Origin of the sequence: Streptomyces sp. NPDC006516, assembly GCF_040611875.1 — a bacterium.
Classification (GTDB): Bacteria; Actinomycetota; Actinomycetes; order Streptomycetales; family Streptomycetaceae; genus Streptomyces.
Genome location: NZ_JBEXPD010000002.1, coordinates 1,118,612 through 1,133,006, shown reverse-complemented (window position 1 = coordinate 1,133,006; position 14,395 = coordinate 1,118,612). Strand labels below are relative to the sequence as shown.

11 protein-coding genes are annotated in these 14,395 nt (G+C 72.3%); 10 read left to right on the top strand and 1 reads right to left on the bottom strand.

The window, feature by feature from the left end; all coding sequences use genetic code 11:
- Nucleotides 1–30: 30 nt before the first annotated feature.
- Nucleotides 31–2,466, top strand: a complete 2,436-nt coding sequence (gene glgB, locus ABZY45_RS11345) for a 1,4-alpha-glucan branching enzyme (RefSeq protein WP_356738453.1) — start codon at nt 31–33, stop codon at nt 2,464–2,466.
- A gap of 120 nt (nt 2,467–2,586) precedes the next feature.
- Here glgB and ABZY45_RS11340 read toward each other — a convergent pair whose 3' ends face one another.
- On the bottom strand, nt 2,587–3,057 hold the full coding sequence (locus tag ABZY45_RS11340) for a hypothetical protein (protein ID WP_356738451.1): 471 nt from the start codon (nt 3,055–3,057) through the stop codon (nt 2,587–2,589).
- A gap of 408 nt (nt 3,058–3,465) precedes the next feature.
- On the opposite strand from ABZY45_RS11340, the gene ABZY45_RS11335 reads away from it, so the two are divergent.
- The 9 genes from ABZY45_RS11335 (at nt 3,466) to ABZY45_RS11295 (ending at nt 14,305) form a co-directional block, all read left to right on the top strand.
- A complete protein-coding gene (locus ABZY45_RS11335; RefSeq protein ID WP_356738449.1) occupies nt 3,466–4,185 on the top strand; it encodes an IclR family transcriptional regulator in 720 nt (239 codons plus the stop codon).
- A 372-nt stretch (nt 4,186–4,557) separates the two neighbouring features.
- Complete coding sequence (locus tag ABZY45_RS11330; RefSeq protein ID WP_356738447.1) at nt 4,558–6,312, top strand: hypothetical protein; 1,755 nt, start codon at nt 4,558–4,560, stop codon at nt 6,310–6,312.
- On the top strand, nt 6,309–7,199 hold the full coding sequence (locus tag ABZY45_RS11325; RefSeq protein WP_356738445.1) for a hypothetical protein: 891 nt from the start codon (nt 6,309–6,311) through the stop codon (nt 7,197–7,199). Before ABZY45_RS11330 ends, ABZY45_RS11325 begins: the two co-directional genes overlap by 4 nt.
- Nucleotides 7,196–8,206 (top strand): membrane dipeptidase, encoded by a 1,011-nt coding sequence (locus tag ABZY45_RS11320; RefSeq protein WP_356738443.1) that lies wholly within the window; start codon nt 7,196–7,198, stop codon nt 8,204–8,206. The genes ABZY45_RS11325 and ABZY45_RS11320 overlap by 4 nt, the downstream gene beginning before the upstream one ends.
- A 155-nt stretch (nt 8,207–8,361) precedes the next feature.
- Nucleotides 8,362–9,990 (top strand): ABC transporter substrate-binding protein, encoded by a 1,629-nt coding sequence (locus ABZY45_RS11315; protein ID WP_356738441.1) that lies wholly within the window; start codon nt 8,362–8,364, stop codon nt 9,988–9,990.
- Between the two features lie 4 nt (nt 9,991–9,994).
- Nucleotides 9,995–11,116, top strand: coding sequence for an ABC transporter permease (locus ABZY45_RS11310; RefSeq protein ID WP_356738439.1), 1,122 nt, complete (start codon nt 9,995–9,997; stop codon nt 11,114–11,116).
- On the top strand, nt 11,113–12,000 hold the full coding sequence (locus tag ABZY45_RS11305) for an ABC transporter permease (protein WP_356738437.1): 888 nt from the start codon (nt 11,113–11,115) through the stop codon (nt 11,998–12,000). Before ABZY45_RS11310 ends, ABZY45_RS11305 begins: the two co-directional genes overlap by 4 nt.
- Complete coding sequence (locus tag ABZY45_RS11300) at nt 12,000–13,274, top strand: ABC transporter ATP-binding protein (protein WP_356738435.1); 1,275 nt, start codon at nt 12,000–12,002, stop codon at nt 13,272–13,274. The genes ABZY45_RS11305 and ABZY45_RS11300 overlap by 1 nt, the downstream gene beginning before the upstream one ends.
- Nucleotides 13,271–14,305 (top strand): ABC transporter ATP-binding protein, encoded by a 1,035-nt coding sequence (locus ABZY45_RS11295; protein WP_356738433.1) that lies wholly within the window; start codon nt 13,271–13,273, stop codon nt 14,303–14,305. The genes ABZY45_RS11300 and ABZY45_RS11295 overlap by 4 nt, the downstream gene beginning before the upstream one ends.
- The last annotated feature ends 90 nt before the right edge of the window (nt 14,306–14,395 follow it).

Genomic DNA, 14,395 nt, shown 5'->3' with positions numbered 1-14,395 from the left:
CACCACTCACCTTTCGAGGAGGCAGTCCCTGTGACCGCCCGCAAGCCGTCCCGCAAGTCGCCCGAGTCCGTCGAGGTCCCGCCCACGGCCCAGCCGGTGACCACCGAGGTCACCGCTCCCGCCGGGGCCCCGGCCGCCTCCGCCACCCCCGCCCCAGCCGCGTCCGGCGCCGACGCGCCCGCCGAGGCCGCGCCCGCGGCTCCGGCCAAGCGCCCCCGCGCCAGGAAGACGGCCGCCGCGGGGGCCGGCGCCCCGCCCCGGCCCCGGCGCGGCGGAGGCAGCAAGAACGTTCTGCCGGCCGCCGCGCTGGATCCGGCGGACCGGGGCCGGCTTCTCGCCGGCGACCACCACGCGCCGCACGACGTCCTCGGCGCGCACCCCGCGTCGGGCGGAGTGCTGTTCCGGGTGCTGCGCCCCTTCGCCCGCTCGGTGTCGGTGCTGATCAAGAGCAAGCGCGCCGAACTCCAGAGCGACGGCGACGGCTTCTTCTCCGGGGTCCTGCCGCTGCCGGCGGTGCCCGACGCCTACCGCCTCCAGGTCGTCTACGACGACAACACGATCGAGGTGGAGGACCCCTACCGCTTCCTGCCCGCGATCGGTGAACTCGATCTGCACCTGATCGGCGAAGGCCGGCACGAGGAGCTGTGGAAGGCACTCGGCGCCCAGCCGATGGAGCACCAGGGCGTGACGGGAACCCGCTTCACCGTCTGGGCCCCGAACGCCCGGGGGGTGCGCGTCGCGGGAGACTTCAACTACTGGGACGGCACCGCCTTCCCGATGCGCTCGCTCGGTGGCACCGGGGTGTGGGAGCTCTTCCTCCCGGGCGTCGGTGAGGGCGCCGTGTACAAGTACGACATCTGCCGGCCCGACGGCTCCCACACGCAGCGCGCGGACCCGATGGCTCGCGGCACCGAGGTGCCCCCTGCCACCGCTTCGGTGGTGACGGCGTCGCACCACGAGTGGCAGGACGCCGACTGGATGAGCCACCGCGGGGACCGCCCGGTGCACCAGGCCCCCTTCTCCGTCTACGAGGTCCACCTGCCGTCCTGGCGTCCCGGCCTCGGCTACCGCGAACTGGCCGCTCAACTCCCGTCGTATGTAAGGGAGCTGGGCTTCACCCACGTCGAGCTGATGCCGGTCTCCGAGCACCCGTTCGGCGGCTCCTGGGGGTATCAGGTCACCGGCTTCTACGCGCCGACGTCCCGCATGGGCTCACCGGACGACTTCCGCTTCCTGGTCGACGCCCTGCACGCGGCCGGGATCGGTGTCCTGATGGACTGGGTTCCGGCGCACTTCCCGCGCGACGACTGGGCACTCGCCGAGTTCGACGGCCGGCCGCTGTACGAGCACTCCGACCCGAACAGGGCGGCGCACCCGGACTGGGGCACGCTGGAGTTCGACTACGGCCGCAAGGAGGTCCGCAACTTCCTTGTCTCCAACGCCACTTACTGGTGCGAGGAGTTCCACATCGACGGTCTGCGGGTCGACGCGGTCGCCTCCATGCTCTACCTCGACTACTCCCGCGAGGACGGCCAGTGGTCGCCAAACGAGCACGGCGGCCGGGAGAATCTGGACGCCGTCGCCTTCCTCCAGGAGATGAACGCGACGGTCTACCGGCGCAACCCCGGAGTCGTCACCATCGCGGAGGAGTCCACCGCCTGGGAGGGCGTGACCCGCGCGACGGACCATGGCGGCCTGGGCTTCGGCCTGAAGTGGAACATGGGCTGGATGCACGACTCCCTCGTGTACATCTCCAAGGAGCCCGTCCACCGCAAGTACCACCACAACGAGATGACCTTCTCGATGGTGTACGCGTACAGCGAGAACTACGTGCTGCCGATCTCGCACGACGAGGTGGTGCACGGCAAGCAGGCCCTGGTCACCAAGATGCCCGGCGACTGGTGGCAGCGCCGCGCCAACCACCGCGCCTATCTCGGCTTCATGTGGGCCCACCCGGGCAAGCAACTCCTGTTCATGGGACAGGAGTTCGCGCAGGGGGCGGAATGGTCCGAGGGCCACGGCCCGGACTGGTGGCTGCTCGACGAGACGTACGAGGCGTCCGGCGACCACCGGGGTGTACGCACCCTGGTCACGGATCTCAACGCGGTCTACAACGCGCTGCCCGCGCTCTGGCAGCTGGACACCTCCCCGGAGGGCTTCTCCTGGATCGACGGAGGCGCCGCGGAGGACAACGCGTTCACCTTCGTGCGCTACGACGCGGACGGCTCACCGCTGATCGCCATCTCCCACTTCTCACCGGTGGTGCGGCACGACTACCGCATCGGCGTACCGGACGGCCCGGAGTCCTGGGTGGAGGTCCTGAACACGGACGCGGCCCGCTACGGCGGCAGCGACGTGCGCAACGAGGAGCCGCTCAAGCCGGAGGCGGTGCCGGCGCACGGCAGGGACACCAGCATCACGCTGACCCTCCCGCCGCTGGCGACGGTCTGGCTGCGGCCCGCCTGACGGGACGGGGAGGGGCGGTGCACCGGGTCTCCGCGTGCACGGCCGCTCCTGCGGAAGACGAGGCGGTGCACCTGGACCTCCGGGCGCACCGCCCCCTTCCGGCCTCACGGGCCGGTCCGCCTACTTGAGCTTGTACGAGCAGGGCTTGCCCGTCGCGCCGCCCTCGTTCTCGACGACCGTTTTACCGTCGACCGTGATCGAGCATCCGGCCGCGACCAGCTTGCCGTCGGCGGCCATCGTGTTGCCGGGCGTGACGATGACCAGACGGCCGACCTCGCGCTCCGCGCCGCGCGGGGCGATGGTGGCCGTCTTCGTCCACGGCAGGTCCACCTCCTTGAAGCCCGAGTCGTCGAGGGTGTACATGACGTTGCTCTTGCCCGTCCCCTCGACCTTGATCGTCACCTCGTGCGACGTGCCGTCCTCCGGCGCGCCCGCACCGGACTCCTTCGCCTGCGCGGACTCCTGGACGGCGGGGCCGCTCCCCTTGCCCGCGTCGGCCGACCCGTCCTCGCCACCACCGCAGCCCGTCAGCAGAGCGGCCGTCAGGACAAAGGCCGTCGCGGTGAGTGTCTTGCGCATTGCTTCCCCCATGATCGGTATCTCCTGGCGCGCATGAGACGCCCAGGTCCCGAAAGAGCCTAGTCAGCCGCTCCGACAGCGCTCCCCACGGCCCACGCCCGCAGCCGGACGGCCATATCGCCCGGCGACGGCACGCGAGCTGACGTCGTGACGTCCGCCATCACGAGACGGAGGCTGCCGCGCAGCCATGGCGTCTCCACATGGAAGACAGACACACACCCTGCACCACCTGGCCCGGAACCTTGAATTCATAGGTCAGCCAGGAAAACTCCTGTCAAATCCAAGGAATATAAAGGCCCACCGCACACCTGATGGGGTGTCCGATGTTTTTCTTCGGGCGGCCATTGACGGCCTGGTGAGCGCGGTGTTTTAGTGACGCATCCCGATCGGAGACAGTGTCCTCTTATAGGAGACAGCGCATTGGCCACCCAGATCCTCACCTCCTCGCTCAAGACGCTGGAGGTCCTCGCAGCCCTCGCCGACGAGCCGCAGGGTGTGGGTGTCTCCGAGCTCGCCCGGCGCACCGGCGGCAGCCGGGGCTATGTGCACCGGCAGTTGGTGACGCTGTGCGCGGGCGGGTGGGCCGAGCAGGCGGAGGACGGGACCTACCGGCTCAGCCTTCGTGTCTCCAGGCTCTCCGACGCCGCCTTCGCCCAGGCCGGACTCGGCCATCGGGCCACCGCCGCGATGGAGGAACTGGCCGCTCTGGTGGACGAGACCGTCTCGCTCGCCGTGCTCGACGGCGATTCGGCGCGGATCGTGCAGCGGGTCGAAGTGGACCGGCTGCTGCGCGTCGACTCCCGGATAGAGGCGCGGATGCCGATCTCCGACACCGCCTCCGGCCGGGTGCTCACCGCCTGGGCGCTGCCGCACGATCTGGCCGCGCTGCGGGACGCGGGCGTACCGACCGCCGGTGACGCGGAGTTGGAGCGCATCCGGGACCTCGGATACGCGATCTCGCTGCCGAACCGGCTGGAGCCGACGGTCGCCGTTGCGGCACCGGTGTTCGACGCCAGGCGCCGGGTGATGGCGGCTCTGTCCGTGGTCGGCCCGATGGTCCGCTTCGACGCCGAGGCTGCGGCGGGTGATGCCGTGGCCTGCGCAGCCCGGGTCACCAAGATCGTCTCCGGGAGCAGGTGACCGCCGCCGTCCGACCGCCCACCGGGCCCTGACCCGGACACCCCGCCCCGCACCATCCCACCGCATCCGCGCAGACCCAGGGCTTTCGTCCGCCCGGGCACGGCCCCTCGCGGGCCCGGCGCCGCCGCCCCCGACCGGGGCGTGCCCCGCCGCGCCGCCGTCCCACGCACCACTTCGCGACCGGACCTCACCCTGCCCCCGGCCGTGCCTTGACAGAGCGTTCCCGACACGCCTGGTTTCGGGATGCCCGCTGCCCTGCCACAGACCCGTACCCAACTCGTCGCCTCACGCGGGCCGGTTCAGCGCCCCGAGGCGACGAACGCCGCCCCATGGCGGCACCGCACCGCACGACCCGCACGAAAGGAACCATCCGTGGCACCACAGCCCAGCCCGGCCGGACCCGTCGGCCGGCCGGCCGCCGAGATCATGACTCCGGCCGCCCTCTCCTCCTTGCAGGCCGGGCGTCTGTCGTCGGCCCGCTCCCTGGTCAACCGGATGCTTCGCGAGCAGTGGCGCGTCGAGCGCCGCTCCCTGACCGTCGAGGCGGACGGCAGCGGCGAGGCCGTCTACCGCATCCATGCCGCGGACCGCGTGATGGACTTCGTGGCCTTCGCCTTCCCGCCCTCGTCGCAGGAGCGCACCCTGCGCATCTTCGACCTGGGCTGGGACATGATGGGCGCCCTCCTCGACGGCCCCGCCACGCCCGAGGACATCGAGCACACCCGTAACGAGATGCCGCGCCTCTACCACGGCCGTGCCACGGGGCACACGCTCACCTGGTGCCGCGCCAACCGTTCGCTGCGCGTCTTCGAGCACGTCGTCGGGGCCCTGGCCGCAGGGCGGCAGCCCGACACCGTCGCGCTCGCCCGCGTCGGCTATCTGATGCGCAACATCGGCCTCGACGGCAACGGCACCTTCGGCACCCGCACCTTCCTCGCGTACGGCGAGGACCACCCGCTCGCGGTGCCCTACCACGCCCAGTTGCTGTCCGCCTACATGATGCGCGAGCTGAGCGCGGACCTCGTCGAGGCGCTGGCCGCCCGCCGCTCGGACACGGCGGTGGCCCTCGACCCCGAGGTACGCCGCTTCCTCGGCGTCGGCAACAGCTCCGCGCTCGGTCTGGTCCTGTGGGTGGGCAACCACCCGGTGCTGGTGGACCGCTGGATCTCGCTGCGCGAGCAGGCCCTCGCCCATGCACGCGGTCTCACGGCGGCCCCCGGTTCCGGTGTGGCGGACACGCTGGTCGCCCTGCTGGAGCGGGCCGCCGTCCACCAGAGCGAGGACGTCAACGAGTACACCTGCTTCACTCCCGCCGCACGGATCGTCGCCGATCTGCGACGCGTCCTCGACGCGATACCCGTGCGCGCGGCGGCGGCCCGGGCGGACGGCCGGGTGCCGACCGTGGCCGAGCTGGTCGACGGTGTCGAGGGCGTCTGCGACGAGGCCACCGAGGTGGTCAACTCCGTGCTGACAGAGCTGGATCCGGCGGAGTCGGACCGGCTGGCGGCGGGCCTCACGGTCAACGAGACGTTCCGCCGGGACGGCTCGATGGCCGCCGGTGAGCTGCGCGCCCTGCTCGCCGACCGTTACGCCTGGGCGCTCGCCGTCGACCGCACCGCACCCGGCGCGGTCGCCAACACCTGGTACAAGTCGCGGTCCGCCGAGGAGCCCCGGTGCGGCGCGACCGCCGAACTGCCCGAGGGGACCGTCGATCTCACCGTCGACGTGCCCGGCATGGCCCAGCACCTCGACGGCGTACTCGCAGCCGAGGACCCGGCCCTGCCCGTCGGACGGCTCCTCGCGCGCCGCCCGGAACTGCGGGGGGCCGTGGAGCGCCTCCAGTCCCTCGCCGGGCACGCGTACGCCGTTCCGCACGCCAACATCCGCGACGCCGCCTTCGTGCCCGCCCGGATCATCCGCCTGGCGAACGCCGCCCTCTACGGCCTCGAACGCACCAAGGACTACCTGGGCCGTGACCTGCGCGGTGTCATCTTCCAGGGCGCGCCCACCGCGGCCGATCTGGCGGACGCCGACGCCGCCGGCCCGTGGTTCTGGCCCGCCGTACCGCACCCCGCCGACACCGTCGCCCTCGACGCACCCGCCCTCCCGAACGGAGCTGCCCGATGACCTCCGCCACCCTCACCAGCGGCACCGGGAGCGACGGCGCGACCGACCGCCTCGGCCGCACCCGGCAGAACGCCTCCGACGCCGCGAACCTCCGCCTGTCGCTGCGCGAACTGCGGCTCGTCACGGAGCGGCTGCTCCAGGCCCAGGGTCTCGCGCTCGGTGCCGTACCCGCCGTACGCGACCTGGTCCTGCACGCCCAGGCCGCCGGGCTGCCCGCACTCGAATACCTCGCCGAGGGGCTCAGCGAAGCCGACCGCGCCGGTTCGGGCCGGGTGGAGATCGCCGCCGAGGCCCCGGGCGCGCTCGTGGTCGACTGTCTCGGCCAGAGCGCCCTCGTCGTCGCACCCGCGCTGCTCGACCTGCTCCAGGCCGAGCCCGGCGAGCGGGTCGTCCTGTGGGCCGGGAGCATCGCGCGGGCCGGGCTCGCCGCCGTACTGGAGCACCAGGGCACCGACAGGGGTGTGGTCGTCACGGTGGCTCCCGTCCTCGCGGACGCCGCCCCGGGGGCCGGACTGCCCCCGGTGCCCGGGGCCCTGTCCGGTGAGGGCGTGCTCCTCGTCATGGAGCGTCGCGCACCCGAACTACCGGACGACACCGAACTGTTGCGGCTGCTTCCGCTCGTGGGCTCGCTGCCCGCGGCCCGGGCGGTACAGACCGGTCTGGAGACCCCCGCCGCCCTGTGGTGGTCGCTCTTCGAGGACTCCGCCCGCGCGCTGTCCACGGAGTCGGTGACCTCCCTCAAGCACGCGGGCGCGACCGCCGTGGACGAGAACGGCGTGATCGAACCCGACCTCACCGACGACGTGGACTTCGTCGGCGGCACGGCCGCGAACTCCATCAGCTCCTTCAGCTCCATCCGCTCCATCAACGACGAGGCGCAGCGATGAACATCGACGGACTCGAGTGCGGCATCTTCAACCGGACGGTCTTCGAGGAGCTGCGCGCCGGGCGCGTGGACTGCGTGACCAACACCATCGCGTTCTGGGAGAACGCGGCGGAGACCATGCAGGCCCTCGCCGACTGGTACGGGCTGGAGCGCGACAACGCCGATCTCATACGGATCGCGTACTCCACGGCCGACATCGAGGCAGCGGCGGCCGAGGGCCGCACCGCCGTCCTCATGGGTACCCAGAACGCCTCCCCGATCGAGGACCGGCTGGACCACATCGAGCTGTTCGCCCGCATGGGCCTGCGGGTCATGCAGCTCACCTACAACATCCAGAACACCCTGGGCGCGAGCTGCTACGAGACCACGGACGCCGGTCTGACCCGCTTCGGCCGCAACGCCGTCGAGGAGATGAACCGCTGCGGCATCGTCGTCGACTGCTCGCACGTGGGCGACCGGACCTCGTACGACGCGATCCACGCGTCGGCCGTCCCGGTGGCGGTCAACCACGCCAATCCGCGCGAGTTCTTCGACCACGCCCGCAACAAGCGGCCCGAGGTCATCGACGCGCTCGCGGAGCGGGGCGGGGTGCTCGGCCTGACGATGTATCCGAACATAGCCGGCGAGTGGAGCGAGACCGTCGAGAGCTGGTGCGAGCTCGTCGCCCGCACCGTGGAGCGGATCGGCGTCGATCACGTCGGGGTGGGCTCCGACCTCGGGCGCTTCCTCACCGAGGAGCACATGGTGGAGATGCGCAAGGGCCACTGGACGCGCGGCCCCGAGTACGGGGCGGGCAAGCCCGGGCAGTCGCCGGTCGTGCCGGACCCGGAGTGGTTCGAGACGTCGGCCCAGTTCGGCAACATTCCCGCCGGGCTGGCCAAGGCCGGCTTCTCGCCCGCCGAGGTCGAGAAGCTGTGCGGCGGCAACTGGCTGCGCCTGTACCGGCAGACCATCGACGTGAACCTCCAGGACTGCCCGCCGGCCGTACCCGCGACCGCCTCGGCCTGACCACCCGGCCCGGCGGACCGGCCCACCCCACCGGGCCGCCGGGCCCGTATGCCGAGGCCGCAGCCGGACGCACCCTGCGCCGGCCACGCCCCGGTACGCCACCAGGAGTGACTTCCCCGCCTCCTCCCCTACCGTCTCTCCGAGCGGAGACCCCGATGACCCATCGCCCCCTGCCGCCCCGGCCCCGGCTGCGTACCTTCGCCGCACTCGCTCTGGCCGCCGCCCTGACCGCCTCGCTCACCTCCTGCGCGACCGCGGGTGTCTCCGTGGAGGCAGCGCGTCACACCCTCGTCGTCGACACCGCGTTCAACGCCAAGTCCATCGATCCCGCACGCGTCTACCAGCCCACCGACTACCTCGTCGACCACGCCCTGTACGAGACGCTGACCACCTACCGCGGCGAGGATCTGCGTACGCCCGTGTCCGGCCTGGCCACGTCGTGGTCCAACTCGGAGGACGGGCAGTCCTGGACGTTCGCACTCCGGGAGGACGCCCGCTTCTCCGACGGCAGCCCCGTGGAGGCGAGTGACGTCGTCTTCTCCTTCGACCGGCTGCGTCACGTCGAGGCCAGCCCGGCCTATCTGATGGCGGGGATCTCCGTGAAGGCCGAGGGCACACGGACCGTCGTCCTCACCACGGAGTCGCCCCGCGCCGATGTGCCCGCCATGCTCGCCACTCCGCAGTTCGGGGTGCTCAACGCCGATGCGGTACGTGCGCACGGCGGCACCGACGCGAAGAACGCGGTCACCGCGGACAAGGCGGAGACCTGGCTCAACACGGAGTCCGCGGGCTCAGGGCCTTACCGGCTGAAGAGTTACAGCAACTCCTCGCAGATCGTGCTGGAGGCCAACCCGGAGTACGCCGGTGACGCGCCGGTCTACCCCAGGGTGATCATCAGGAACGTGCCGTCCGCCCAGCAGCAGCTGCTCGGGGTGCAGTCGGGTGACTCGCAGATCGCCCTCGACATCTCGGCGCTCCAGACCAAGGGCCTGCACGGTGACAACCTCGCGATCGACAACAGCCGGGCGGCCGAGGTGCTCTACCTCGCGGTCAGCCGCGCGAGGAACCTCCCCACCGCCTCCGCCGACGTGCAGAAGGCGATCAGGCTCGGCATCGACTACGAAGGGCTCGTCGAGATCGCCGGCCCCGGGTCCACGCAGGCGACCGGCATCCTGCCGACCGTCTTCACCGGGGGCCTCGGCAAGAAGGACGCCGCCGCGTACGACCCCGGGGCGGCCCGCGCCCTCGTCGAGAAGGCCAAGAAGGAACAGGGCCTGGGGAAGATCGAGCTGACCCTCGACTACGCCAGTGACTACCACCGGCTGGCGGGCCTCGACTACGGCGTGCTGGCCCAGCGCATCCAGAGCGACCTGGGGAAGATCGGCATCACGGTCACGCTCCGGCCCTCCCCGACCTCGACCTCCCTCCAGCGGTACGTCGACGGCGCGACGCAGCTCGCCCTGTGGTCCTACCCGCCGGACTACCTCGACCCGCAGAACATCCTCGGCTTCGCGCCCGGCGACTTCCTCTCCAAGCGGGTGCACTGGCCCGCGAAGGCCGCCCCCGGGCTCGCCGCCCTCACGAAGAAGGCGTACGGCTCGGTCGACGAGCAGGACCGGCTCACCGCCTACACCGCGTGGAACCGGGCGATGAACGAGGAGGGCCCCTTCGTCCCGCTCCTGGAGCCGAACTTCGTCACCGTCGCCTCCTCCGAGGTCACCGGACTGGTCCGCAACCCGCTCTACTACCTCGATCTGGCCGCGCTCGGCCGCTCGGAGGGGTGAACACATGACCGACACCGCCCCCGGCACGGTCCTCGCCGGACCGGCCCCCGCACCGGCGGGCCCACCGGACCCCGCGAAGGTCACTCCCCGTGCCCGCCGACGGATGCCGCCCCTGCTGACGTACGCCCTGCGCCGCGTCGCCTCCTCGGTGCTGATCGTCTTCGGCGTCACCCTGGTGACCTTCCTGCTCAGCTCCGTCGTCCCGGCGGACCCGGCCACCGCCAACCTCGGCCAGCGAGCTCTGGACGACCCCGAGATCGTCGCCCGCTACCGCGCCGATCAGGGCCTCGACCGGCCCCTGCCGATGCAGTACCTCTCCTACCTCGGCAATCTCGTCACCGGGGACCTCGGCACCTCGCAGCAGACCCAGCGCCCGGTCCTCGACGATCTCGCCGAGAAGCTGCCCGCCACCCTCGAACTGGTCGTCGTCGCCACCGTGATGGCCCTCGTCGTCGGTGTGCTGTTCGGCGTACTCGCCGCGAAGGGGCGCGGCGGCCGGCTCGACCGGATCGCCCGCACCCTGTCCCTCACCGGGGTGTCCCTGCCGACCTTCTGGATCGGCATGGTCGCCGCCGTGCTCTTCGTCAAGAACCTCGGCATCCTGCCCGGCTCCGGGCGGCTCGCCCCCGCCCTCGACCCACCGGACCAGATCACCGGCTTCTACACGGTCGACGCACTGCTCGGAGGCGACCTGGACGCCTTCGCCTCGGCCGCCGCCCATCTCGTCCTGCCCGCCTCGGTCCTCGCCCTGTCCGTCATCGGCATGGTGCTGCGCTTCACCCGCAGCGCCGTGCTGGAAGCGCTGTCGTCCGACTTCGTCAAGGCAGGGCGCGCCAAGGGACTTCGCGGCCGTGGTGTCCTGTGGGGCTACGCGGTGCGCTCGGCCTCCGGCCAGCTGATCACCGCCACCACCCTCTCGTTCAGCCTGCTGCTCGCCGCGACCGTCTACATCGAGCAGCAGTTCTCCTGGAACGGCATCGGCCAGTACGCCTTCCGCAGCTCGACCAACCTCGACCTGCCCGCGGTGATGGGTGTCTCCATCCTCATCGCCCTGGTCTTCGTCGTGGTCAACCTGGTCGCCGACCTGCTGTACGCCGCCTTCGACCCGAGGATCCGCCTGTCATGACCGCCACTCTCGCCCCGGTCACCGCACCGGGCCGCCGTAGGGGACGGGTGGCCGGCGCCTGGCGCTGGGCGCGCCGCAACCCCGCACAGGGCGTCGCCGCAGGCGTGCTGCTCCTGTGGCTGATCGTCATCGCGCTCGCCCCGCTGCTCGCCCCGTACGACCCGCTCGACCAGAGCGCGGCGCCGCTGGAGGGTGCCTCGTCCGCGCACTGGCTGGGCACCGACCCCGCCGGGCGCGACGTGCTTTCCCGCGTCCTGTACGGTGCCCGGCTCTCCGTGCCCGTCGGCCTGCTGCTCATCACGGCGACCGCCGTGATCGGCACGGTGGTCGGTCTCGTCGCGGGCTTCTTCGGCGGCTGGGTCGACGAGGTCCTGATGCGGATCACCGATGTCGTGTTCGCCTTCCCGGTCATCATCCTGGCGATGGCCGTGGCCGCCTCGCTCGGCCCCTCCCTGCCCAACTCCGTACTCGCGGGTGCCCTGGTCTGGTGGCCCGGTTACGCGCGCACGGTGCGCTCGACCGTGCTCTCGCTGCGCGAATCGGACTTCGTGCACGCCAACCGGCTCGCCGGGGTCGGCTCGGTCCGCTCGATCCTCGTGGACCTGGTGCCCGGGGTCGCCGGCTCACTGCTCGTGCTCGCCATGCTCGACGTCGGCGGCGCGATCCTGCTGCTCGCGGGCCTGTCCTTCCTCGGGCTCGGCGCGAGGCCCCCGGCCGCCGAGTGGGGATCGATGATCTCCGAGGCCTCGCAGTACTTCAACCAGTGGTGGCTCGCGGTCGTCCCCGGCCTCGCCATCGTCTCGGTCGTGGTCGCCTTCAACGTCCTGGGCGACGCCCTGCGCGACCGGCTCGACCCCAAACTCTCGACGGCTGGAGAACGGTGATGAGTGGGGACAACCTCCTCGGCACGCACGACGACGGCAGCACCGGCGGCCCCGGCCCGGTCATCGACGGTGGCGCCACGGGCCTGCCGCTGGAATCCCGCGCGGGTACGGGCACCGCCCGCACCGGGACCGCCGGATCCGTCACGGCCCGCACGGGGACCGCCGTCGCGGACGCGGCCGAACCTCTGCTGCGCGTACGCGGGTTGACCGTGACGCTGCCCCGGGCCGGACACGAGATCAGGCTCGTGGACGGCGTGGACCTCGAAGTCCGCCCCGGGGAGGTGCTCGGTGTCGCCGGGGAGTCCGGCAGCGGCAAGACGGTGACCGGCATGACCCTGGTCGGCCTCGGACCCGACCGGGCCTCCGTCACCGGATCGGTCCGCTTCGACGGCCGGGAACTGGTCGGTCTGCCCGACAGGGAGTGGGCGCGGGTACGCGGCCGGGACATCGCGGTCGTCTTCCAGGACCCCTCGTCCGCCCTGCACCCGATGCTCACCGTCGGCCGGCAGATCACCGACCACGTCCGCCGGCACCAGGGCATCAGCCGCAAGCAGGCGGCGGCCCGCGCGACCGAACTCCTGGACCTGGTGCGCATCCCCGGCGGGGCCTCGGCCGCCGCCCGCTACCCTCACCAGTTCTCCGGCGGCATGCGCCAGCGCATCGCCATCGCCTCAGCCCTGGCCTGCGGCCCGCGCCTGCTCATCGCCGACGAACCGACCACCGCCCTCGACGTCACCGTCCAGGCCGGGATCGTCGAACTCCTGGACGAGCTACGGCGCGAGACGGGCATGGCCGTCGTCATGGTCACCCACGACCTCGGTGTCCTGTCCTCGGTCGCCGACCGGATCGCCGTCTTCTACTCCGGCCGCGTCATCGAGACCGGCACCGTCGGCGAGGTCATCGGCGCGCCCCAGCATCCGTACACACGCGGTCTGTTGCACGCGTTGCCGCACGCCTCACTCGGGGAGCGCTCCGCCGTCGGGCACGCCGTGCCGCTGCGGCCCATACCCGGCTCCGCGCCCGCCGCCGGAGCCCTGGGACCCGGCTGCCCGTTCCAGCCGCGCTGCTCCTCGGCCGTCGACGGCTGCGACCGGGGACGTCCGGTACCGGTCCACGTGGGCCCGGCCCGTACGGTCTCCTGCGTGCTGGCGGAGCCCGGTGCCGTACGCCCTGCTGAGGCCCCTTCGGAGCCCGGCTCCGCCGGCCCCACTGACGCCCCGTCGAACCCCGGCCCCGGCCTCACGGCCGGTGCCCCCGTAAGGAGGAAGGCATGAGCGTCAACGCGAGCGCGAGCCGTCCGGCCGCGCCTCTGCTCCGCGTCGAGGACGTGGTCGTGGAGTACCCGCGCAAGGGACTGCCCCCGATGCGCGCCCTGGCCGGCGTCCGCCTGGAGATCGCGCCCGGTGAAGTGGTCGGCATCGTCGGGGAGTCGGGCTGCGGGAAGTCCACCCTGGCCCGCGCCGTCACCGGGCTCGCCCCGGCGCACACGGGGTCGGTCACCTTCGACGGCACGCCGGTCGGTGCCATGGGCCGGCGCCGCCGTGTCTCCGGTCTGCTGCCGTTGCAGATGGTCTTCCAGGATCCGAACGCCTCGCTCAACCCGCGGCGCACCATAGGCGCGCAGATCGAGGAGGTCGTGGTCGCGCGCGAGCGGGCGCGGGGCGCCGGGCGGCGCCGCCGCGACCCGGAGAACACCCGCGAGGCCGTCGAGGCGCTGCGCCGGGTCGGCCTCCCCGACGAGGCGGCGGAGAAGTACCCGCACGAGTTCTCGGGCGGCCAGCGGCAGCGGGCGGCGATCGCCCGGGCACTCGCCTCACGCCCGAAGATGATCGTCGCGGACGAACCCGTTTCGGCTCTGGACGCCTCCGCGCAGGCCGCGGTGGCGAATCTGCTGCGGGACCTGGCGCGCGAGGAGGGCATAGCCCTCGCGTTCATCTCCCACGACCTGGCGGTGGTCGGCGCGCTCGCCGACCGGGTGGTGGTCATGTACCTGGGCCGCGTCGTCGAGACGGGCACCGTCGACCAGATCTTCAACGCGCCGCGACACCCCTACACCCAGGCCCTGCTGGCGGCCGTGCCGGTGCCCGACGGCTCCGGAACCCGTCCTCGGGCGCTGACCGGCGAGGTCCCGGACCCAGGCAGCCCGCCGCCCGGCTGCCGCTTTCACCCCCGCTGCCCGCTCGCCGTCGACCGCTGCCGGAGCGACGAACCCGCCTTGTCACGGGCGCCGGGAGCGGCGGCGGAGTCGGAGGTGGCCTGCTGGGTCGCGCAGGCCGGGGAACCGGTGGCCGCCGCAGGGGTGTGAGGGACGCCGGCTCGCGCGGTCCTCGCACGGCCGGGGCCGTACGACGAGTTCCGGCCGCCCGCGCCGGACGCCGCGAGTAGGGTCGGGTCG

Bases quoted from the DNA above. Each gene is read 5' to 3' on its own strand.
- ABZY45_RS11300 (WP_356738435.1), top strand. From the start codon at position 12,000: ATGAGTGGGGACAACCTCCTCGGCACGCACGACGACGGCAGCACCGGC.
- ABZY45_RS11315 (WP_356738441.1), top strand. From the start codon at position 8,362: ATGACCCATCGCCCCCTGCCGCCCCGGCCCCGGCTGCGTACCTTCGCC.
- ABZY45_RS11340 (WP_356738451.1), bottom strand. From the start codon at position 3,057: ATGGGGGAAGCAATGCGCAAGACACTCACCGCGACGGCCTTTGTCCTG.
- ABZY45_RS11310 (WP_356738439.1), top strand. From the start codon at position 9,995: ATGACCGACACCGCCCCCGGCACGGTCCTCGCCGGACCGGCCCCCGCA.
- ABZY45_RS11325 (WP_356738445.1), top strand. From the start codon at position 6,309: ATGACCTCCGCCACCCTCACCAGCGGCACCGGGAGCGACGGCGCGACC.
- ABZY45_RS11305 (WP_356738437.1), top strand. From the start codon at position 11,113: ATGACCGCCACTCTCGCCCCGGTCACCGCACCGGGCCGCCGTAGGGGA.
- ABZY45_RS11295 (WP_356738433.1), top strand. From the start codon at position 13,271: ATGAGCGTCAACGCGAGCGCGAGCCGTCCGGCCGCGCCTCTGCTCCGC.
- ABZY45_RS11320 (WP_356738443.1), top strand. From the start codon at position 7,196: ATGAACATCGACGGACTCGAGTGCGGCATCTTCAACCGGACGGTCTTC.